Raw genomic sequence first — 19,197 nt, 5'->3', positions numbered from 1 at the left:
TTGCGGTCTTTCGTGTCAAAGACAAACTTCGGGCGTTGCCCTTGCAACGCACCTTATATGCCGGGCTGCTGATGAAGATTGGAAGCTGCCGCACGCTATATTATATGAATGACGCACACACAGGCAGAGAGCTTCATGACATTCACGATCGCCATAGACGGGCCGGCTGCGGCCGGCAAAGGAACTTTGTCGCGCAGGATCGCGGAAATCTATGGGTTCCATCATCTCGATACCGGCTTGACCTATAGAGCCACCGCCAAGGCCCTTCTCGATGCGGGCCTGCCGCTTGATGATGAGGCCGTGGCGGAAAAGGTAGCGCTGGAGCTCGACCTTGCCGGCCTCGATCGCTCGGTGCTTTCCCGGCACGATATCGGCGAAGCTGCGTCGAAAATTGCGGTGATGACGCGGGTGAGGCGCGCACTCGTCAAGGCGCAGCAGCGTTTTGCGGCAAGGGAGCCGGGCACGGTGCTGGACGGCCGAGACATCGGAACGGTGGTCTGCCCGGACGCGCCGGTGAAGCTTTACGTTACCGCGTCGGCGGATGTGCGGGCGCGACGCCGCTATGACGAAATTCTGGCCAATGGCGGAGAGGCCGATTACGACGCCATCTTCACCGAGGTGAGGCAACGCGACGAGCGCGACATGGGCCGCGCCGACAGCCCGTTGAAACCGGCTGAAGACGCGCACTTGCTAGATACGTCGGAAATGAGTATAGAGGCGGCGTTTCAGGCCGCGCGGGCGATCATCGACGCCGCCCTGAGGAAATAGGTTTTTCGCGGAACCGCTTCATTTCGGTCCGCGTTTAGTCCGGAATTGCCTGAAGACATGTCCTTGCGCCGGAAAGCCTTTTAAAAGGCGGGCATGGGTTCGGGTATCAACAACACTAGCCCACCGGCGCTTTTGTATTCGCCTAGCGCGGATGCAACCAGGAGATTTCATGTCAGTATCTACCCCCACGCGCGAAGATTTCGCAGCGCTTCTCGAAGAATCCTTTGCCTCCAACGATCTTGCCGAAGGCTATGTTGCCAAGGGTATCGTCACGGCAATCGAGAAGGACGTTGCCATCGTCGACGTCGGCCTCAAGGTTGAAGGCCGCGTACCGTTGAAGGAATTCGGCGCGAAGTCCAAGGACGGCACGCTGAAGGTCGGCGACGAAGTCGAAGTTTACGTCGAGCGCATCGAAAACGCTCTCGGCGAAGCCGTTCTGTCGCGCGAGAAGGCTCGCCGCGAAGAAAGCTGGGTCAAGCTCGAAGCCAAGTTCGAAGCTGGCGAGCGCGTCGAAGGCGTCATCTTCAACCAGGTCAAGGGTGGTTTCACCGTCGATCTGGACGGCGCTGTTGCGTTCCTTCCGCGTTCGCAGGTCGACATCCGTCCGATCCGCGACGTTACCCCGCTGATGCACAACCCGCAGCCCTTCGAAATCCTCAAGATGGACAAGCGTCGCGGCAACATCGTTGTTTCGCGCCGTACGGTTCTCGAAGAGTCGCGTGCCGAGCAGCGTTCTGAAATCGTTCAGAACCTCGAAGAAGGCCAGGTTGTTGACGGCGTCGTCAAGAACATCACCGACTACGGTGCGTTCGTTGACCTCGGCGGCATCGACGGCCTGCTGCACGTCACCGACATGGCATGGCGCCGCGTCAACCATCCTTCGGAAATCCTCAACATTGGCCAGCAGGTCAAGGTTCAGATCATCCGCATCAACCAGGAAACCCACCGCATCTCGCTTGGCATGAAGCAGCTCGAGTCCGATCCGTGGGATGGCATCTCCGCCAAGTACCCGGTTGGCAAGAAGATCTCCGGTACGGTCACGAACATCACCGACTATGGTGCATTCGTCGAGCTGGAGCCGGGCATCGAAGGCCTGATCCACATTTCCGAAATGTCCTGGACCAAGAAGAACGTACATCCCGGCAAGATCCTGTCCACGAGCCAGGAAGTCGACGTTGTCGTTCTCGAAGTCGATCCGTCCAAGCGCCGTATCTCGCTCGGCCTCAAGCAGACGCTGGAAAACCCATGGCAGGCATTTGCCTACAGCCATCCGGCCGGCACTGAAGTTGAGGGCGAAGTCAAGAACAAGACCGAATTCGGTCTGTTCATCGGCCTCGAAGGCGATGTCGACGGCATGGTTCACCTGTCGGATCTCGACTGGAACCGTCCGGGCGAACAGGTCATCGAAGAGTTCAACAAGGGTGACGTCGTGAAGGCTGTCGTTCTTGACGTTGACGTCGAGAAGGAACGCATCTCGCTCGGCATCAAGCAGCTTGGCAAGGATGCTGTCGGCGAAGCCGCATCGTCCGGCGACCTGCGCAAGAACGCAGTCGTTTCGTGCGAAGTCATCGCTGTCAACGACGGTGGCGTGGAAGTGAAGCTCGTCAACCACGAAGACCTCACCTCCTTCATCCGCCGCAACGACCTCGCACGCGATCGCGACGATCAGCGTCCGGAGCGTTTCTCGGTTGGCCAGGTTTTCGACGCCCGCGTCGTCAACTTCTCCAAGAAGGATCGCAAGGTCATGCTTTCGATCAAGGCTCTGGAAATCGCTGAAGAGAAGGAAGCTGTCGCACAGTTCGGTTCTTCCGACTCGGGCGCTTCGCTCGGCGACATCCTCGGCGCGGCTCTGAAGAACCGCGGCGAATAATCGCTCTGATCTTTTGAAATGAAGAACCCGCCGGAATTTTCCGGCGGGTTTTTTATTGGCGCAGTTTTCGTGTCATCGGAGACGGGTGCGTCACCTGAAATTCAGAGCACGCCGCTCATTCTGAGATAATAATTTTCCGCACTGTCGTCATAAGCCGCTTCCGGTGGGCTTTCCTGTTCGCCGGTCTCGTCATTGGCGGCCAGCCGTTCTTCCGCCTCTTCCGGGGCTTCGGCGTTTTCGCCCTCAGCCTCGCCTTCCGCTTCATCTTCAGAAAACGGGCCGCCACCGCGTGGCGGTGTTTCTGATTCATAATCCTCTTCCGCCGGCGGATAGGCGACCAGCGGCAGCGGTGTGCCGTCTTTTGCGAGGGCCGCGGCGATCAGCGATTGTGAGGCCGATCGTTCGAGCATCGCCATCCTCGTTTCCGGATCGAGTGCTGCGCGCGGGAGGGGCTGGGCCTCCGGACGGTTGGCAATCGTCTCCGCCTCCTCGCCGGAGGGATGGGCGAGTGGGGTTGGCATCGCGGTCTTTTCGGCCGGCTGATTCTCAAGCTGCTGCGGCGCGGTGCCGGGTGGTAGGGCAGGCGGTTGCGCGCCGGGCGCGGCTCTGGCAGGAAGTTTTCCGGCAAGGGCAGCGAGCAGCAGGTTTTCCATGGTCTTGGCATCGCCCGCAGGCTGGCCTGAAGACGAGGCCAGGGGCGTGCGCATTTCCTTCTGCTCTGCCTTCACCATATCCCGATGCGGCAGTGCCGGGCGCATCTCGCCATTTTCAGCCCGCGGCGAACGCGCCGGGCGTGCTTCTGCCGTTGTTTCCGTGGTCACGTTGCCTGGTGGTGATTGAAGCGGACGTCCCACACCTTCTGCTTTTCCCTCCGGTTTTGAGGCTGCCGGCGCAAATTCGGGCATGTCTGTTGCCGGTACGGGAAGGCTCGTCCGCAGATCCGGTGGCCCTATCTGCGCCGCGATGATGTTTTTTACCGCTGCGCCACCAAGGGCGGGCGGACTGATGGGCAAAGGCAGAAGTCGGGCAGCCGTTGCCGCGTTGGCCGGTTGCGCTGCCGCCGCCGCATTCTGGTGGTTTCCGGAATTCGGGCTTTGAGGGTTCTGTGGTCTCGGCTGCGTGGGTGCCGAACTGGCGGGATTATTCTGCTGATAAGAGGAAACCACCGCTTTCGCCGCCAGATCCATTCCCTTGTAACGGGAAAGCTCGATCAGCAGGGCGAGACGGGCCGCCTCCGGGCCGGTGGGCTGTTTCAGAATTTCGGCCAGCATCGAAAGGCTCAAACCCTGCAGGGCCTTGCTGACCTGCTGTTCCAGCGCCAGGCGCTGCGCGGGGGGCATGGCGCGCAGCGCATCCGTCAGGCGCACCACATAAGTCTCGATGGCTTCACCGTCGCGCCGTGGCAGGTTCATCAATTTACCGAGCGTTTCCGCCAGTACGGCGGTGCTGCGGGAAAGTTGAAATTCACTGGTCAGCGAGGCGACCGCTGCTTTGGCAAAAATACTGCTGCCATTGTCGGGAGCAGGATTGGTCACCTGCGGGATCACGGCTTCTTTCGGCTGTCCGCGCGTCGCTGACGGAACTGTCGCTCCATAGGCGGCATCGGCTGCCGAAATTTTCGGTACAGGCGGTAACATGGGTGCGCTCCGTTCCTATCGATTACCGCCGCTGGCTTGCGAAAGGGCCAATCCCCACTGGCTCTCTGGTTCGCATCTGGCCCGTCTGTTGAAAGATTGCCGCGCCGGTGATGTACAGGTGTCATCTCGCCCGCTCATGCGGGAGCGCCCGTATATGCCGCTAGCGAGAATGCCAGCTCTCTTCGGCACACACAGAATCATCAAGTCGAAGCTTGCCGCGCAGATATTAATATTTGGCTAACCATAAATTGTGCCGGACGGCCTCGTTCAGGGCGAAACGCCGATGAACATGCGGTAAAGCCCGTTATCGTCTGAATTGACCGAGGAAATGTGGTCGGGTTCGCTGACGGGCACTTCCATGGCCTCCGGCGGCATGGCATCGAGCCAGCTCGCCTTGGGAAAACTTCTCTCGGGTCGAATTTCCACGGGATCGATGATGTCATCATCCTCGCCGGGCGCGAGGAAGTTTGCGTTGTCAGGGGCGAGTGGCGGCGCAGCTATCGAGAGCAATGCCTGGGCGGTATTCGGTTCGGCATCGAGACCGGCGCTGCCGGATAGGCCGGAAATATCGGACATGTCTGAACTCACATCATGTTTCGCTCAAATACGGTCGCAAGCGGCAATCATGCCGCCTTTTTCTTCAGCAGTTCATAAAGGCCATTGTCGTCGATCGCGATGGGCAAAATGGTGTTGCGGGCGTCATCGACAATCGCCATCGCATCCAGCAATGCTTCCGCATCGTCCGGTGTCGTGGTCGCGTCTGTTTTGGCCTTGTCCGCCTCGGCAGGCGCGTTATCGTTTTCAGCCGGGGCAGCTTCTTCGTCCGGCGTGGCCGCAAGCACCGAAATCAGGGCGATTTCCGATGAAATATCGACCGGACCTCGCCCCTCCGTGCCATCCGTTTTTTCACCGGCGGCTGCGTCGATGTGCTCCTTCACGACGTCCTGAAGTTCCTGAACATCCTCCAGTTTGCCCTGTGCATCACGGCTCTGGATATCCTGTTCCCGCTCGGCCTTCACTTCGGCATCGTTGACTTCGCCGATGCGATCTTCGCCGCGCTCGGCCTGTAATTCTTCCTTGGTTTTCGGGTCGGCGACATCTTCCAGGCGCTGGATGACCTTCAGGGTCTCGCGTGTCATGAAGCGTGTGCCCTGCGCCTGCTCGTTCAGGGCATCCTTCACGGCGCGCGCCGCGTCGCCGAAGGGATTGGCGATGGCGGCGATCATCTGCTGCGCTGAAACGCCGAGTTCCTTCAAACCGGTGGATTCTTCCAGATCATCGACACTTTTCGGCAAGGTCGCGCGCATCGCCATGATGGCATCCGACATCTGCACACCGAAATCTTCTTCCTTGCCCGTCAGGCCAGCGCTTTGTGCAATGCGGGCGGCAAGGGCCGCCATGGGGTCGGTCTTGGCGTTGGCGCCGTTGTTCAGTACGTCCACGACCTGCGCTTCAGAAACGCCAAAGGATTTCAGGGAAATTGTCGTGGCTTTTCCCTGCGCATCGGCCTTCTCGAAGCTGCCTGTCAGGGTCAGCGCGTCCTGAAGCCTTCGCGCAAACGAGAAGCTCGATTCGTCGTTTTCCTGGGTGACGCCAAGGGCTGAGGAGAAGCGGGAGACGAGCGACGCAAAGGCATCCGGGTCCGGTTTCATAATGCCGAACAGATAGGCGCTTATCTTTTCATTGGCGACACGCTGGCTTTCGTCCGGCTGCGGCTGGGTCTTGACCGCCTCATCCTTTTTGGTGCCGTTCGCCTTTTCCTGCTCTTCGCGCTGGCGTTCCTCGATGGTCTCGACCATCGACCGCATGAGGTCGCTGACGGCTATGCTGGCTGTCTGCTGCAGCGGAGTAATCATCTGAAAAATCCCGGCCACCCAAAGTTGCGGCCGAGAATAGGTAAATTCGGTAAATCAGTGCTTAACCAGGCGTAAAAACGCTCAGCTATGGGCGAAAATATCCGTTTCTTCCCAGCCGAGAAGGTCGAGCTTGGCGCGGGTCGGCAGAAACGCAAAACAGGCGTCGGCATGATCAAGGCGGCCATCGCGCACAAGGCGGTGGGTCAGCTTGTCGCGCAGCGCGTGCAGGTGCAGCACATCGGAGGCGGCATATTCGAGCTGTGCGGGCGATAGCGTCTCCGCGGCCCAGTCTGAGGATTGCTGCGCCTTGGAAATATCGACTTCCAGCATTTCCTTCAGATTGTCCTTCAGGCCGTGCCGGTCGGTATAGGTGCGGGTGAGGCGGGAGGCGATCTTGGTGCAGAAAACCGGTGTCGTCGTCACGCCAAAGGTGTGGAACAGGACGGCAATATCGAAACGGCCGTAATGGAAGATCTTCTGGTGGGCGGGATCTTCGAGCATGCGCACGAGGTTGGGGGCCTGTTTCTGTCCGGCGGCGATGCGGATGACATCCGCGGTGCCGTCGCCCGGCGAAAGCTGAACGACGCAGAGACGGTCGCGGCGCGGCACCAGCCCGAGTGTTTCCGTATCGATTGCGATGGCCCCGGTATAACGCGCAGTATCTTCGGCGGAAATATCGCCTTCGTGATAGCGAATGGTTGCGGCCATGTCTTGCTCCAGAAATTGCAGTCGGTTGCTCCGGCTATAACGGAAAGAATGGCCCGACGATACCGTTTTATGGGTCGGTTCGGTGCGGCTTCGCGCTTGCCTTTGCGAAAGTCCCCGGGTTAGGTTCGGGAAATCCTTTTCTTACAAAATGCATGAATTCCCGATGACAAAGAAAATCTATCTCGCCGGACCGGAAGTCTTCCTCCCGAACGCGCGTGAAATGCTCGATCTCAAGGCCTCGCTGGCGCGGGATGCCGGTTTTACGCCGCTTTCACCGGGCGATCTGCAGATTCCGCCGGCGGATACCCGGATCGGCCATGGCTGCAACATCAATGCCGTCGACGAGCGGATGATGCTGGAAGCGGATGCGGTGATTGCCAATCTCACACCGTTTCGCGGTGTCGCCGCCGATACGGGAACGAGCTTTGAGCTGGGTTTCATGTGCGCGCTGGGCAAGCCGGTTTTCGCCTATACCAATGTCGCGGCCAATCATTTCACCCGCATCAAGGCGCATTACGGCGGTGTTGCCACCATCGATGAAACGGGCCGGTATCGCGGGCCGGACGGGTTGTCGATCGAGAATTTCGATATGGTCGACAATCTCATGCTGCATGGTGGAATTTTGCGGCGTGGCGGCGTCATCATCGTCGGCAATGCACCTGAAGAGGCGCTCTATACGGACCTCGACGCCTATAAACGCTGCCTCGCGGCGGCGGCGGAGAAACTACTGGGACAGGCTGATCCTGACAGAACGAAATTAGCGGAGACATCATCATGAGCGGTACCATTCTTATCACCGGCGCCACATCCGGTTTCGGCCAGGCTACGGCGCGGCGTTTCATCGCGGAAGGCTGGAAGGTCATCGGCACAGGCCGGCGGGCGGAACGGCTGGAGGCGATGGCGGCTGAACTCGGCTCGGCCTTCCATGGTGCCGCTTTCGACATTACCGATGAGGATGCGACGGCAAAGGCGTTGGCCGCTTTGCCGGAGGGCTTCCGGGACATCGATATTCTCGTCAACAATGCCGGCCTTGCGCTTGGCACCGCGCCGGCGCCGCAGGTACCGCTGAAAGACTGGCAGACCATGGTGAACACCAATATCACTGGTCTGTTGAACGTCACCCACCTTGTCTTGCCCACGCTGATCGAGCGCAAGGGCATTGTCGTCAACCTCTCCTCGGTTGCCGCACACTGGCCCTATGCCGGCGGCAACGTCTATGCCGGCACGAAAGCTTTCCTGCGGCAATTCTCGCTTGGCCTTCGTTCGGACCTGCACGGCAAGGGGGTGCGCGTCACGTCCATCGAACCCGGCATGTGCGAAACCGAATTCACGCTGGTGCGCACGGGCGGCAACCAGGATGCGTCGGACAATCTTTATAAGGGCGTCAATCCGATCACGGCCGACGATATCGCCAATACGATCTATTGGGTCGCCTCGCAGCCCAAACACATCAATATCAACAGTCTCGAACTTATGCCGGTCAACCAGTCCTTTGCCGGTTTTCAGGTCCATCGCGAAAGTTGATTTCGACGGCTTTCAGGGAGTGCTGAAAAACCGGGCAGGTATTTCTAAGCTATGCAAAAATGCAATGCTGCATTGCGAGACTTGCTCTGTTAAAAATCGCAGATGTCGCTATATTTCAATCATCGAAGCGACGCACTCCTCCTCCCAGCGTCGCTCGATGTGGATCGGTGGCACTCCTCCTCCCAGTCGCCGATCAAGTTTGAAGCCTGCCGCACCTCCTCCCGCGGCAGGCTTTTTCCTTTTTAGGGCTATTTTTTCCGGAGCGGTTTGTCGGCGAGTTCTGCCCGGTGCCCTGGCAGCTGGCGGTCTACCCGCGTTTCCCCCTTGGATTTCCGGGGGATTTCAGATTTCTGCGTCAAGGCGACGAGCGCAGGAATCGGACACGTGTCGATCACGTTTTCGTTATGTCTAGATGAATATGCACAGTTTTGTGGCGGTACCCCCTGCTGGCCCATTGCTTAGCCCTCGGCCTGTGTTTAAGCATGGGCAAAAGAACGCTTGGGAGGTGGCCGACACGCTTGTGTCTGTGCGCCCGAAAGCGGCGGGGAGAGAATGGCAGACTTTCAAGAGGCGCTGAAGCGGTTTCAGCCGATCGCGGTTTCATCGATCGCTGAAGACGAGCTCAGGTTGCGGCTACGCGGCCTTCAAGCGCGGATGATCCAGGACAATATCAAGGCGGTCTGGCTCGATGCATCATCGTCGCTGACCTATTATACCGGTCTGTCACTTGGCCTTTCGGAGCGAATTCATGGCGCTCTGGTGCCAGCTGAGGGCGCACCGATCTATATCAGCCCGACATTCGAAGAGCCGAAACTTCAAACCCTCATTCGCATCAAGGGCGAAGTCGCTGTTTGGGAAGAGGATGAAAATCCCTTCGACCTGATGGCAGGACGCGTCGCGGCACTTTCCTGTCCCGGCCATCTTGTCGCCATCGACCCCGCTACACCGTTTGTTTTCGCATCCGCCCTGATGCAGCGTCTGGAAGGACGGATCATGTCCGCCCAGCCGATGATCGTCGCGCAGCGACAGGTCAAGTCCGCGGCCGAGATCGCCATCATCCAGACTGCGATGGATGCGAGTTACGGAGTGCAGAAGGCCGTATTCGAAGGGCTTCGTCCCGGCATTTCCACCACCGAAGTGGCTGATTTCGTTAACGCCGCGCATATTGCCCTTGGCATGAAACCGCTTTTTGTGGCGGTACAGTTTGGCGAGGCGACGGCCTATCCGCATGGCGTTCCCTATGCGCAGACGCTTGACGACGGCGATATGGTGCTGGTCGATCTGGGCGCCATTCTTCATGGTTATCGGTCCGACATCACCCGCACCTATGTCTTCGGAAACCCGACCGAGCGGCAGCGTTTCCTCTGGAACGCCGAACGCGATGCCCAAGCTGCGGCCTTCGCTGCGGCCCACGTCGGTGCTGCGTGTTCCGATGTCGACAAGGCCGCGCGCGACAGCCTGAAGGCGGCCGGTTTCGGCCCGGATTATCAGCTTCCGGGTCTGCCGCATCGCACCGGCCACGGGCTTGGGCTGGATATTCACGAAGAACCCTATATCGTTGCAGGAAATGCGACGGCGCTTGAGCCGGGAATGTGCTTTTCCATCGAGCCCATGCTGTGCGTTTATGGGGAATGCGGCGTCCGTCTTGAGGACATTGTTTATATGACGGAGGCGGGACCGCGCTGGTTCTGCCCGCCGGAAAAGAACCTCGACCGGCTGTTTCAGCCGGTCGCCGGGTAATTGGTCGGGAGGCAAAGGACCGAACGGCGACACGGGTTTCGTGCCGCTGCCGACCAGGAGAGGTAGGCCCCCGAACGGGGCCGCAGGAACTCAGAAAAAGAGGGAAAGGACCACCAGATGAAAACGCTGACCCGCAGTTTGCTTATCGCCTCTGCGATTGCGATCACTTCCGCCGTGCCTGCCATGGCGAAGACCTTCGTTTATTGCTCCGAGGCATCGCCGGAAGGCTTTGATCCGTCGCCTTACACCGCTGGCGGCACCTTCGATGCCTCCGCGCACCCGGTCTACAACCGTCTGGCCGAGTTCAAGAAGGGTACGACCGAAGTCGAGCCGGGCCTTGCGGAAAAATGGGATGTTTCGAGCGATGGCCTCGAATACACGTTCCACCTGCGCAAGGGCGTAAAGTGGCACTCCAACGAGAAGTTCACGCCGAGCCGCGATTTCAACGCCGATGACGTGATCTTCAGCTACAACCGCCAGGGTGACGCGAAGAACCCGTGGAACCAGTATATCGCAGGCATCACCTACGAATATTACAACTCCATGGAAATGCCGTCGCTGATCAAGGAAATCGTCAAGGTTGACGATTACACCGTCAAGTTCGTGCTGACGCGCCCGGAAGCTCCGTTCCTCGCCAACATCGCCATGCCTTTCGCTTCGATCGTGTCGAAGGAATATGCCGATACGCTTGATAAGGCCGGCACCAAGGAAGACTTCAACAACCTGCCGATCGGCACCGGTCCGTTCAAGTTCGTCGCCTATCAGAAGGACGCGGTCATCCGCTACCAGAAGAATGCCGACTACTGGGGTGACGCGCCGAAGATCGACGATCTGATCTTCGCGATCACGCCTGATGCCGCCGTGCGTCTGCAGAAGCTGAAGGCCGGCGAATGCCACCTGATGCCTTACCCGGCCCCGGCCGATCTTGCCACCATCCGCGCCGACAAGAACCTCAAGCTCGATGAGCAGCCGGGTCTGAACGTCGCTTATTTCGCCTACAACACCACCGTTGCGCCTTTCGATAAGCCGGAAGTCCGCAAGGCGCTGAACATGGCGATGAACAAGCAGGCGATCATCGACGCCGTGTTCCAGGGCGCCGGCCAGGTTGCCAAGAACCCGATCCCGCCGACAATGTGGTCCTATAACGACAGCATCAAGGATGATGCCTACGATCCGGAAGCGGCCAAGAAGGCTCTCGAAGCCGCTGGCGTCAAGGACCTGTCGATGAAGATCTGGGCGATGCCGGTTCAGCGTCCCTACATGCCGAACGCACGCCGCACGGCCGAGCTGATCCAGTCGGATTTTGCGAAGGTTGGCGTCAAGGCCGAGATCGTCTCCTTCGAGTGGGGTGAATATCTCAAGAAGTCGACCGAAGTGAACCGCGACGGTGCCGTCATCCTCGGCTGGACCGGCGATAACGGTGACCCGGATAACTTCATGGGCGTTCTGCTCTCCTGCGCCGCAACCGGCGAAGGTGGTGCAAACCGCGCGCAGTGGTGCAACAAGGAGTTCTCCGAGCTGCTTTCCAAGGCAAAGCAGACCACTGATGTTGCCGAGCGCACCAAGCTTTATGAGCAGGCGCAGGTGATCTTCAAGGAACAGGCTCCGTGGGCGACGCTTGCGCACTCCACGCAGTTCGTTCCGATGTCCGCCAAGGTTTCCGGCTTCACCATGAGCCCGCTTGGCGATTTCACCTTCGAATCCGTCGATATCGCGGAGTAATCCCAAACAACAGGACGCGCGGAAGAACCCTGTTCTTCCGCGCGTCTTTTCAGGAAAAAACCATGATCCGGTTCATTCTCGGCAAACTTCTCTATCTCGTTCCGACCTTCCTCGGGATCACCATCGTCGCCTTTGCCTTCGTGCGCGTTCTGCCGGGCGATCCCGTGCTGCTGATGGCCGGCGAACGTGGCATATCGCCTGAGCGGCATGCGCAGCTTGCCGAACAGCTCGGCTTCGCGCAGCCCATCTGGCAGCAATATCTTCATTTCCTCGGACGGCTGCTTCAGGGCGATCTCGGCAATTCGCTGGTCACCAAGAAACCTGTTCTGACCGAGTTCCTGTCGCTCTTCCCCGCGACGGTCGAGCTTGGCCTCGTTGCCATCATCATCGCCACCGTGATCGGCGTGCCGGTCGGCGTCATCGCCGCCATTCGCCGTGGCTCGTGGTTCGACCAGATTTCCATGACGACCGCGCTCGTCGGCTTCTCCATGCCGATCTTCTGGTGGGGTCTGCTGCTGATCATCATGTTCTCGGGCATCCTGCAATGGACACCGGTGTCGGGTCGCATCTCGCTGATGTATTTTTTCCCCTCCGTCACCGGTTTCATGCTGATCGACAGCCTGATTTCCGGGCAGAAGGGGGCCTTCGCCTCGGCCTTGTCGCATCTCATCCTGCCCTCGGTGGTGCTTGCCACCATTCCACTGGCGGTCATTGCGCGCCAGACGCGCTCGGCCATGCTGGAAGTGTTGGGCGAGGATTATGTCCGCACCGCCCGTGCAAAAGGCATGTCGGCCTCCCGCGTCGTTGGCGTGCATGCGCTGCGCAACGCCATGATCCCGGTCATCACCACCATCGGCCTGCAGATTGGCGTGCTGATGGCGGGTGCCATCCTGACCGAAACAATCTTTTCCTGGCCGGGCATCGGCAAGTGGATGATCGATTCCATCTCGCGCCGCGACTATCCGGTCGTGCAGAGCGGCCTGCTGCTGATTGCGGGCCTGGTAATGGTCGTCAACCTGCTTGTCGATCTGACCTATGGCCTCATCAATCCAAGGATCCGTCACAAATGAGCGATGTGACCACCACCCCCGGCGTCCGCCTTTCGGACGCCGCCATCCGCCGCCGGATGATCGCCGATTTCTGGTTCTATTTCCGTCAGAACCGTGGCGCTGTCATCGGCCTTGCCGTCTTTACTCTTCTGGTGCTGGTTGCGGTTTTCGCGCCGCTGATCGCGCCGCATGATCCGACGCAGCAATATCGTGATGCGCTTCTTGTCCCGCCCGTCTGGCAGGAAGGCGGTCGCGCCGGCTTCTTCTTCGGCACCGATGCGGTCGGTCGCGACATGCTGTCCCGGCTGATCTATGGCGCGCAATATTCGCTGTTCATCGGCGTCGTCGTCGTTTCCATCGCCCTTGTCGGCGGCATCGTCATCGGTCTGGTCGCCGGCTTTTTCGGCGGCTGGGTGGATACCGTCATCATGCGCGTGATGGATGTCATCCTGGCGTTTCCGTCGCTGCTGCTGGCGCTGGTGCTCGTTGCGATCCTTGGGCCGGGCCTTACCAACGCCATGATCGCCATCGCCATCGTCTATCAGCCGCATTTCGCGCGTTTGACGCGCGCGGCCGTCATGAGCGAACTCAGACGCGAATATGTCACCGCCGCCCGTGTGGCGGGTGCCGGCAATTTCCGGCTGATGTTCAAGACAATCCTGCCGAATTGCCTTGCGCCGCTGATCGTGCAGGCGACGCTGTCCTTCTCGTCTGCGGTCCTCGATGCGGCCGCCCTCGGCTTCCTCGGCATGGGCGCCCAGCCGCCCGCTTCCGAATGGGGCACGATGCTGGCCGAAGCGCGCGAGTTCATTCTGCGCGCCTGGTGGGTCGTGACGCTTCCCGGCCTGACTATCCTGATCTCGGTGCTTGCCATCAACCTGATGGGCGACGGTCTGCGCGATGCGCTCGATCCCAAACTGAAGCGGAGCTGAGCGATGAGCCTGCTGAAAATCAAGAACCTCACCGTCAAATTTGCCACCGCCACCGGCGCCTTTACCGCCGTCAACGGCATCGACGTATCTGTCGACAAGCATGAAGTCTTGGCCATCGTCGGTGAATCCGGTTCCGGCAAGTCGGTATCGATGCTCGCGGTCATGGGGCTTCTGCCCGATACCGCGACGATTACCGCGGATGAAATGACCTTCGACGGCAAGAACCTGTTGACCATGTCACCGCAGGAGCGCCGCAGGGTGATCGGCCGCGAGATCACCATGATATTCCAGGAGCCGGTCGCTTCGCTCAACCCGTCCTTTACGGTCGGGTTCCAGATCGAGGAAGTGCTGCGCCTCAATCTCGGCATGGGCCGCTCCGCCGCCCGGGCGCGCGCGCTGGAACTGTTCCGCGCCGTCGGCATTCCCGAGCCGGAAACCAAGCTCAATGCCTATCCGCACCAGATGTCCGGCGGCCAGTGCCAGCGTGTGATGATCGCGATCGCAATCGCCTCCAAACCGCGCCTGCTGATCGCCGACGAGCCGACGACTGCGCTCGACGTGACGATCCAGAAGCAGATTCTCGATCTGCTGATGAACCTGCAGGAAGAATACGGCATGGCGCTGATCCTCATCACCCATGACATGGGTGTTGTGGCGGAAACCGCGGACCGCGTCGTGGTGCAATATAAGGGCCGCAAGATGGAGGAGGCGGATGTGTTAAGCCTGTTCGAGGCCCCGCAGCATCCCTATACCAAGGCATTGCTTTCGGCCCTGCCGGAAAATGCCACCGGCGACCGCCTGCCCACGGTTTCCGATTTCTTCGGCAAGGAGGGCGTTCAATGAGCATTGTTGTCGAAGGCAAGGGCATTACCCGCGATTATCACGTTCCGGGCGGCCTGTTTGGCGCGGCCAAGACGGTTCAGGCCCTTAAGGGCGTCGATTTTGCCGTCGAGCGTGGCAAGACGCTCGCCATCGTCGGTGAATCCGGTTCGGGCAAGTCGACACTTGCGCGTATCATCGCGCTGATCGATCCGGCATCCGGCGGCGAACTCAAGATCGAAGGCAAGCCGGTCGATATCGCCAGGCGCCGCCCCGATACGGAAATGCGCTCCAAGGTGCAGATGGTGTTCCAGAACCCCTATGGCAGCCTTAATCCGCGCCAGAAGGTGGGTGACGTGCTGATGGAACCGCTCATCATCAACACGAAAATACCGGCTTCCGAGCGTCGCGAGCGGGCCGAAGCCATGCTGGTGAAGGTCGGTCTCGGTCCTGAGCATTTCAACCGTTATCCACACATGTTCTCCGGCGGCCAGCGCCAGCGCATTGCCATCGCCCGCGCGCTTATGCTCAACCCGGCACTGCTGGTGCTGGATGAGCCGGTCTCGGCGCTCGATCTTTCGGTGCAGGCGCAGGTGCTGAACCTGCTTGCGGATTTGCAGGAAGAGTTTCAGCTGACCTATGTCTTCGTCAGCCACGATCTTTCCGTGGTGCGTTATATCGCCGACGATGTGATGGTCATCTCCAAGGGCGTGGCGGTGGAGCAGGGGACGCGCGAGGAACTCTTCGCCGATCCGAAGCATCCCTATACGCGCCAGCTCTTCGCTGCGACACCGATCACGGATGTCGATGCCATCCGCGCCCGCGTGGAACGCCGCAAGGCGGCGCGGCAGGCTGCAACGGCCTGAGCGTAGAAGCATCAAGTTAGAAAACAGGCCGGGTTTCCGGCCTGTTGCTTTTTCAGGACTTTAAAAACATGCCGATAGCGGCAAGTGCGCCTTGCTCGCGGATGTCACGATAGGCGGCTTTCAGGGTGGACACGAAATTTTCGTTGCCCGGCAGGTCGTCGCCGAATGTGCGCGTGAAGGTGAGGAAGCGGTCAACGACAGCATCCGGTGCCATTGCCAGCTGGTCCGGCGCATCCCACTCCTTGAAAGCGGGGTCGAGAATGGTGATCGGCTGATCCTTTTCATCCCTGTCTGCGCAGGATCTGATCCACAAAGCGACGGCAAAAATAACGGCCCGACTGTCGGCCTGTTCTTCCAGCAATTCGCGCAATGGACCAAGAATACGCAGCGGCACCTTCTGCGAGGCGTCGGAGGCGATCTGCATGGTCTTGTGCTGCAGAGAGGGGTTGGCGAAACGCTCCCTGAGGCCGGCTGCGAATTCTGCTCCATCGACCGCAGGGTCCAACGTCCGGCCGACTTCGCGCCAATAGGCGTCGATGAAATCGCGCACGGTTTTTTCACCCCATGCATCGGCAACCGTTTTAAGGCCCGCGATCTGGCCTATGGCGGCGATGGCGCTGTGGGAGCCGTTCAGCATTCTGAGTTTCATATGTTCGTAGGGCTCGACGTCGCTGACGAACTCCACACCCGATCTTTCGAGCGCCGGCCTTCCATGCGGAAAACGGTCTTCGATGACGAAGCGGAAATAGGGCTCTGCCACCACCGGCCAGGCGTCGCGCACCCCAAGTGCTGTCGATATCGCATCCCGGTCCGCCTCGGTGGTGGCGGGAACGATCCGGTCCACCATGGAGCAGGGGCAGGCGATATTGGTTTCGATGAACGGGGCCAGTTCAGGGTCGGCAAGTGCGACGAATTCCAGCAGCAACTTTTGCAACACATGTCCGTTGGCGGGCAGGTTATCGCAGGAAAGAAGCGTCAGCGGCAGCGAGCCTTCTTTGCGCCTGCGTTGCGTAGCAGCGAGAATGAAACCGAAGATGGAGCGTGGCCGGTCCGGGTTTTCAAGGTCGTGGAGAATATCGGGATGGTCACGCAGCAGGCTGCGGGAAGCGAGATTGGTGAGATAACCCTTCTCCGTCACGGTCAGGGTGACGATGAGCACGCGCGGATCGGATAGCCGCTCCACCAGCCTTTCGGGGTCTTCCGGCGCCACGATGGTCTCCATGATGGAGCCGATGATGCGCAGGTGCTCGCTTTGGCCGTCGCGTAAGCAGAATGTGTAGAGATTGTCCTGCGGTTCTATGGCATCGCGCGTGTCCGGGCTGCGCAGCGACGCGGCTATGATGCCCCATTGTGTTTCACCGCGATTGAGGCAGTCATCAATGAAAACCGCCTGATGCGCCCGGTGAAACGCCCCGACCCCGAGATGCACGATGCCGGGTGTGACCGTTTGGCGATCATAGGTGGGCGTTGCCACGGATTGTGGCAGGCGGGGAAGGGTGGCGGCGGAAAGCCTGTCTGTCATCAATGCGAAATCCCCACGCGGAATGGGGTAGTCGCGGTTCGTGCCGCTGGAATTTCGGCATCCGGATTTTCGCGCATGTCAGTTCCTCCCGTTGTTTTCTGAATAGATCAGGGTCTTCTAAATGGATCAGGCCCCACCCTCTTTAAGCAGCCGGACCTGACGCAGCGTGTTCTGGCGGCTGCGCTCGAGATGCCGCCACAGGGCATCGACGATCTGGGCCTTGCTGCCGGCGGCGATGGCGTCGGCGATATTCTGGTGCTCCTCGACCGAACGGGCGTAATCACCGAGGATCGAGACGAAAACCGTGTGGGTCTGGTCGAGAATGCGCTCGTGCGAGCCGGAAATGACGGGAATGCGCGCGGCCGACACAAGGGTCGTATGGAAGCTGCGATCGTAAAAAAGCGCTTTCGACAATTCATCCAGTGTCGAGCCTTTGGCGAATTCGCGATGTTTCGCAAGGCTTTCCAGAAGCTGCGCATGCAGCGCGCCATCCAGCTGCCCGGCATCGAAAGCCACTTCGACAGCGCCTTTTTCAAGCAGCATTCTGGCGGCGTACAGCTCTTCCACATCCTCCACCGTGAAATCGCGCACCACCATGCCGCGCCTTGAAGAGTTGACCACCAGCCCGTCGGCCTCGAGTTTCACACAGGCTTCCTTGACCGGCGTGGGGCTGATGCCGAGATCGGCGGCAAGCTCGTTTGGCAGCAGTCGCTCGCCGCCGCGCAATTTGCCGCTGACGATGCGCGCGCGCAGTTCCCGGTGCGCCTGTTCGGCGAGCGTGACTTTGACGAGTGTGTTCATGGCCACATCATTGCCCAGCTTTGGAGGACAGGCAATAATCAAATATTAAAAATAAAAAATTTTTTATTTTACAATGACGGCTTTTCCGTTAGCTCTATTCGCTATCGGAAGCCGGCTGCTGGAGGAGGGTAGCGCGGCAATCCCCGACGGTCTCATCTCTTGCGGTCGCTGATCGCGGGACGATGCCTCACTGGGGAGTCCGCATGTTCCTCCCCAGAAGCGTTCAAGCATCGAGGAATGACCGATCATGAAAATTACCGCTGTCGAACCTTTCATCCTGCATCTGCCGCTCACATCGGATTCTATCTCCGATTCCACCCACAGCATCACCCATTGGGGCGTCGTCGGCGCAAAAATCACGACGAGCGACGGCATTGAGGGTTACGGTTTCACCGGCACCCACGCGCATCTGCCATCCGACAGGCTGATTACGTCCTGCATCAGCGATTGTTATGCTCCCCTGTTGCTGGGTGAGGATGCATCGGAACATTCGAGACTCTGGACGAAACTTGCCCGTTACCCCTCGCTGCAATGGGTCGGGCGGGCGGGCATCACCCATCTGGCGCTTGCCGCCATCGACGTGGCGTTGTGGGATATCAAGGCGAAAAAGGCGGGCGTGCCGCTCTGGCAATATCTCGGCGGCGCCCGCACGGAAGGCGTGGAGGCTTACAACACCGATATCGGCTGGCTCTCCTTTACGCTGGAAAACCTGCTGGCCGGCAGTGCAAAGGCCGTGGAGGAGGATGGGTTCACTCGCCTGAAACTCAAGGTCGGTCATGATGATCCGAATATCGACATTGCGCGGCTTGCCGCTGTCCGCAAGCGCGTCGGCTCCTCGATCCGCATCGCCATTGACGGTAATGGCAAGTGGGATCTGCCGACATGCCAGCGGTTTTGCGCGTCGGCGAGAGATCTGGATATCTACTGGTTCGAGGAGCCGCTCTGGTATGACGATGTCACCAGCCATGCGCGGCTGGCGCGCAGCACATCCATTCCGATCGCGCTCGGCGAACAGCTTTATACGGTGGATGCGTTCCGTTCATTCATCGATGCCGGCGCGGTCGCTTATGTCCAGCCGGATGTGACGCGGCTTGGCGGCATCACCGAATATATTCAAGTCGCCGATCTGGCGCTCGCCCACCGACTGCCCGTGGTGCCGCATGCCGGTGAGATGAGCCAGGTGCATGTGCATCTGAGCTACTGGCATCCGGCTTCGACCATTCTTGAATATATTCCATGGATCAAGGATCATTTCGAAGAGCCGATCCATGTGCGGGATGGCGTTTACAAACGTCCGGAGCAGCCCGGCGCCAGCACGACGCCGCTGGCGGAAAGCTTCGCCCGTTATGGCAAGGCGGTGAAGTAAAAAAGGCGGCGCAGAGA

At 59.7% G+C, this 19,197-nt stretch carries 17 protein-coding genes; 11 read left to right on the top strand and 6 right to left on the bottom strand.

Annotated features, from left to right (window positions below; translation table 11 throughout):
• Positions 1 to 108: 108 nt before the first annotated feature.
• Both cmk and rpsA read left to right on the top strand, forming a co-directional pair.
• Entirely contained in the window at positions 109 to 768 is a 660-nt protein-coding gene (gene cmk / locus ACQZ5F_RS24250; protein WP_225338121.1) for a (d)CMP kinase, read from the top strand.
• 169 nt (positions 769 to 937) lie between these two features.
• A complete protein-coding gene (gene rpsA / locus ACQZ5F_RS24245) occupies positions 938 to 2,638 on the top strand; it encodes a 30S ribosomal protein S1 (protein WP_046801715.1) in 1,701 nt (566 codons plus the stop codon).
• Between the two features lie 101 nt (positions 2,639 to 2,739).
• Here rpsA and ACQZ5F_RS24240 read toward each other — a convergent pair whose 3' ends face one another.
• From ACQZ5F_RS24240 to ACQZ5F_RS24225, 4 genes are all read right to left on the bottom strand, one after another.
• Positions 2,740 to 4,275 (bottom strand): hypothetical protein, encoded by a 1,536-nt coding sequence (locus ACQZ5F_RS24240; protein WP_448731127.1) that lies wholly within the window; start codon positions 4,273 to 4,275, stop codon positions 2,740 to 2,742.
• A gap of 267 nt (positions 4,276 to 4,542) precedes the next feature.
• Positions 4,543 to 4,851: a hypothetical protein gene (locus tag ACQZ5F_RS24235; protein WP_448731128.1), complete on the bottom strand. Its 309-nt coding sequence runs from the start codon at positions 4,849 to 4,851 to the stop codon at positions 4,543 to 4,545.
• A 47-nt stretch (positions 4,852 to 4,898) separates the two neighbouring features.
• Complete coding sequence (locus ACQZ5F_RS24230; RefSeq protein ID WP_448731129.1) at positions 4,899 to 6,131, bottom strand: hypothetical protein; 1,233 nt, start codon at positions 6,129 to 6,131, stop codon at positions 4,899 to 4,901.
• Between the two features lie 81 nt (positions 6,132 to 6,212).
• Positions 6,213 to 6,839: a ribonuclease D gene (locus ACQZ5F_RS24225; RefSeq protein WP_046801718.1), complete on the bottom strand. Its 627-nt coding sequence runs from the start codon at positions 6,837 to 6,839 to the stop codon at positions 6,213 to 6,215.
• Positions 6,840 to 7,002: 163 nt separating this feature from the next.
• Here ACQZ5F_RS24225 and ACQZ5F_RS24220 point away from each other — a divergent pair, with 163 nt between their 5' ends.
• The 8 genes from ACQZ5F_RS24220 (at position 7,003) to ACQZ5F_RS24185 (ending at position 15,491) form a co-directional block, all read left to right on the top strand.
• The gene (locus ACQZ5F_RS24220; protein ID WP_046801739.1) at positions 7,003 to 7,617 is read left to right on the top strand and encodes a nucleoside 2-deoxyribosyltransferase; all 615 of its coding nucleotides are present in this window, start codon (positions 7,003 to 7,005) and stop codon (positions 7,615 to 7,617) included.
• Positions 7,614 to 8,363: an SDR family oxidoreductase gene (locus ACQZ5F_RS24215; protein ID WP_046801719.1), complete on the top strand. Its 750-nt coding sequence runs from the start codon at positions 7,614 to 7,616 to the stop codon at positions 8,361 to 8,363. The genes ACQZ5F_RS24220 and ACQZ5F_RS24215 overlap by 4 nt, the downstream gene beginning before the upstream one ends.
• Positions 8,364 to 8,915: 552 nt before the next feature.
• Positions 8,916 to 10,103 (top strand): M24 family metallopeptidase, encoded by a 1,188-nt coding sequence (locus ACQZ5F_RS24210; RefSeq protein ID WP_046801720.1) that lies wholly within the window; start codon positions 8,916 to 8,918, stop codon positions 10,101 to 10,103.
• A gap of 117 nt (positions 10,104 to 10,220) precedes the next feature.
• On the top strand, positions 10,221 to 11,825 hold the full coding sequence (locus ACQZ5F_RS24205) for an ABC transporter substrate-binding protein (protein ID WP_046801721.1): 1,605 nt from the start codon (positions 10,221 to 10,223) through the stop codon (positions 11,823 to 11,825).
• Positions 11,826 to 11,887: 62 nt separating this feature from the next.
• Complete coding sequence (locus ACQZ5F_RS24200; RefSeq protein WP_046801722.1) at positions 11,888 to 12,895, top strand: ABC transporter permease subunit; 1,008 nt, start codon at positions 11,888 to 11,890, stop codon at positions 12,893 to 12,895.
• Positions 12,892 to 13,806 (top strand): ABC transporter permease subunit, encoded by a 915-nt coding sequence (locus ACQZ5F_RS24195; protein WP_046801723.1) that lies wholly within the window; start codon positions 12,892 to 12,894, stop codon positions 13,804 to 13,806. The genes ACQZ5F_RS24200 and ACQZ5F_RS24195 overlap by 4 nt, the downstream gene beginning before the upstream one ends.
• A 3-nt stretch (positions 13,807 to 13,809) precedes the next feature.
• The gene (locus ACQZ5F_RS24190) at positions 13,810 to 14,649 is read left to right on the top strand and encodes an ABC transporter ATP-binding protein (RefSeq protein WP_052760265.1); all 840 of its coding nucleotides are present in this window, start codon (positions 13,810 to 13,812) and stop codon (positions 14,647 to 14,649) included.
• Positions 14,646 to 15,491, top strand: a complete 846-nt coding sequence (locus tag ACQZ5F_RS24185; RefSeq protein WP_046801724.1) for an ATP-binding cassette domain-containing protein — start codon at positions 14,646 to 14,648, stop codon at positions 15,489 to 15,491. The genes ACQZ5F_RS24190 and ACQZ5F_RS24185 overlap by 4 nt, the downstream gene beginning before the upstream one ends.
• A 52-nt stretch (positions 15,492 to 15,543) precedes the next feature.
• On the opposite strand, the gene ACQZ5F_RS24180 is transcribed toward ACQZ5F_RS24185, so the two are convergent.
• Positions 15,544 to 17,013, bottom strand: coding sequence for a mannitol dehydrogenase family protein (locus ACQZ5F_RS24180; RefSeq protein ID WP_052819971.1), 1,470 nt, complete (start codon positions 17,011 to 17,013; stop codon positions 15,544 to 15,546).
• A 126-nt stretch (positions 17,014 to 17,139) separates the two neighbouring features.
• Positions 17,140 to 17,814: a GntR family transcriptional regulator gene (locus ACQZ5F_RS24175; protein ID WP_137087422.1), complete on the bottom strand. Its 675-nt coding sequence runs from the start codon at positions 17,812 to 17,814 to the stop codon at positions 17,140 to 17,142.
• Positions 17,815 to 18,061: 247 nt separating this feature from the next.
• Between ACQZ5F_RS24175 and ACQZ5F_RS24170 the strand changes: the two genes are divergently transcribed.
• Positions 18,062 to 19,180 carry a mandelate racemase/muconate lactonizing enzyme family protein gene (locus tag ACQZ5F_RS24170; protein WP_225338116.1) on the top strand — a complete coding sequence of 373 codons (1,119 nt, stop codon included), beginning with the start codon at positions 18,062 to 18,064 and terminating at the stop codon, positions 19,178 to 19,180.
• The last annotated feature ends 17 nt before the right edge of the window (positions 19,181 to 19,197 follow it).

This window comes from Agrobacterium sp. 22-210-1, assembly GCF_053522525.1.
This window is presented reverse-complemented; position numbering and strand designations above follow the sequence as displayed.

Excerpts from the sequence above, each read along its gene's own strand:
- cmk (WP_225338121.1), top strand. The coding sequence starts at position 109 with ATGACGCACACACAGGCAGAGAGCTTCATGACATTCACGATCGCCATA.
- rpsA (WP_046801715.1), top strand. The coding sequence starts at position 938 with ATGTCAGTATCTACCCCCACGCGCGAAGATTTCGCAGCGCTTCTCGAA.
- ACQZ5F_RS24240 (WP_448731127.1), bottom strand. The coding sequence starts at position 4,275 with ATGTTACCGCCTGTACCGAAAATTTCGGCAGCCGATGCCGCCTATGGA.
- ACQZ5F_RS24235 (WP_448731128.1), bottom strand. The coding sequence starts at position 4,851 with ATGTCCGATATTTCCGGCCTATCCGGCAGCGCCGGTCTCGATGCCGAA.
- ACQZ5F_RS24230 (WP_448731129.1), bottom strand. The coding sequence starts at position 6,131 with ATGATTACTCCGCTGCAGCAGACAGCCAGCATAGCCGTCAGCGACCTC.
- ACQZ5F_RS24225 (WP_046801718.1), bottom strand. The coding sequence starts at position 6,839 with ATGGCCGCAACCATTCGCTATCACGAAGGCGATATTTCCGCCGAAGAT.
- ACQZ5F_RS24220 (WP_046801739.1), top strand. The coding sequence starts at position 7,003 with ATGACAAAGAAAATCTATCTCGCCGGACCGGAAGTCTTCCTCCCGAAC.
- ACQZ5F_RS24215 (WP_046801719.1), top strand. The coding sequence starts at position 7,614 with ATGAGCGGTACCATTCTTATCACCGGCGCCACATCCGGTTTCGGCCAG.
- ACQZ5F_RS24210 (WP_046801720.1), top strand. The coding sequence starts at position 8,916 with ATGGCAGACTTTCAAGAGGCGCTGAAGCGGTTTCAGCCGATCGCGGTT.
- ACQZ5F_RS24205 (WP_046801721.1), top strand. The coding sequence starts at position 10,221 with ATGAAAACGCTGACCCGCAGTTTGCTTATCGCCTCTGCGATTGCGATC.
- ACQZ5F_RS24200 (WP_046801722.1), top strand. The coding sequence starts at position 11,888 with ATGATCCGGTTCATTCTCGGCAAACTTCTCTATCTCGTTCCGACCTTC.
- ACQZ5F_RS24195 (WP_046801723.1), top strand. The coding sequence starts at position 12,892 with ATGAGCGATGTGACCACCACCCCCGGCGTCCGCCTTTCGGACGCCGCC.
- ACQZ5F_RS24190 (WP_052760265.1), top strand. The coding sequence starts at position 13,810 with ATGAGCCTGCTGAAAATCAAGAACCTCACCGTCAAATTTGCCACCGCC.
- ACQZ5F_RS24185 (WP_046801724.1), top strand. The coding sequence starts at position 14,646 with ATGAGCATTGTTGTCGAAGGCAAGGGCATTACCCGCGATTATCACGTT.
- ACQZ5F_RS24180 (WP_052819971.1), bottom strand. The coding sequence starts at position 17,013 with ATGACAGACAGGCTTTCCGCCGCCACCCTTCCCCGCCTGCCACAATCC.
- ACQZ5F_RS24175 (WP_137087422.1), bottom strand. The coding sequence starts at position 17,814 with ATGAACACACTCGTCAAAGTCACGCTCGCCGAACAGGCGCACCGGGAA.
- ACQZ5F_RS24170 (WP_225338116.1), top strand. The coding sequence starts at position 18,062 with ATGAAAATTACCGCTGTCGAACCTTTCATCCTGCATCTGCCGCTCACA.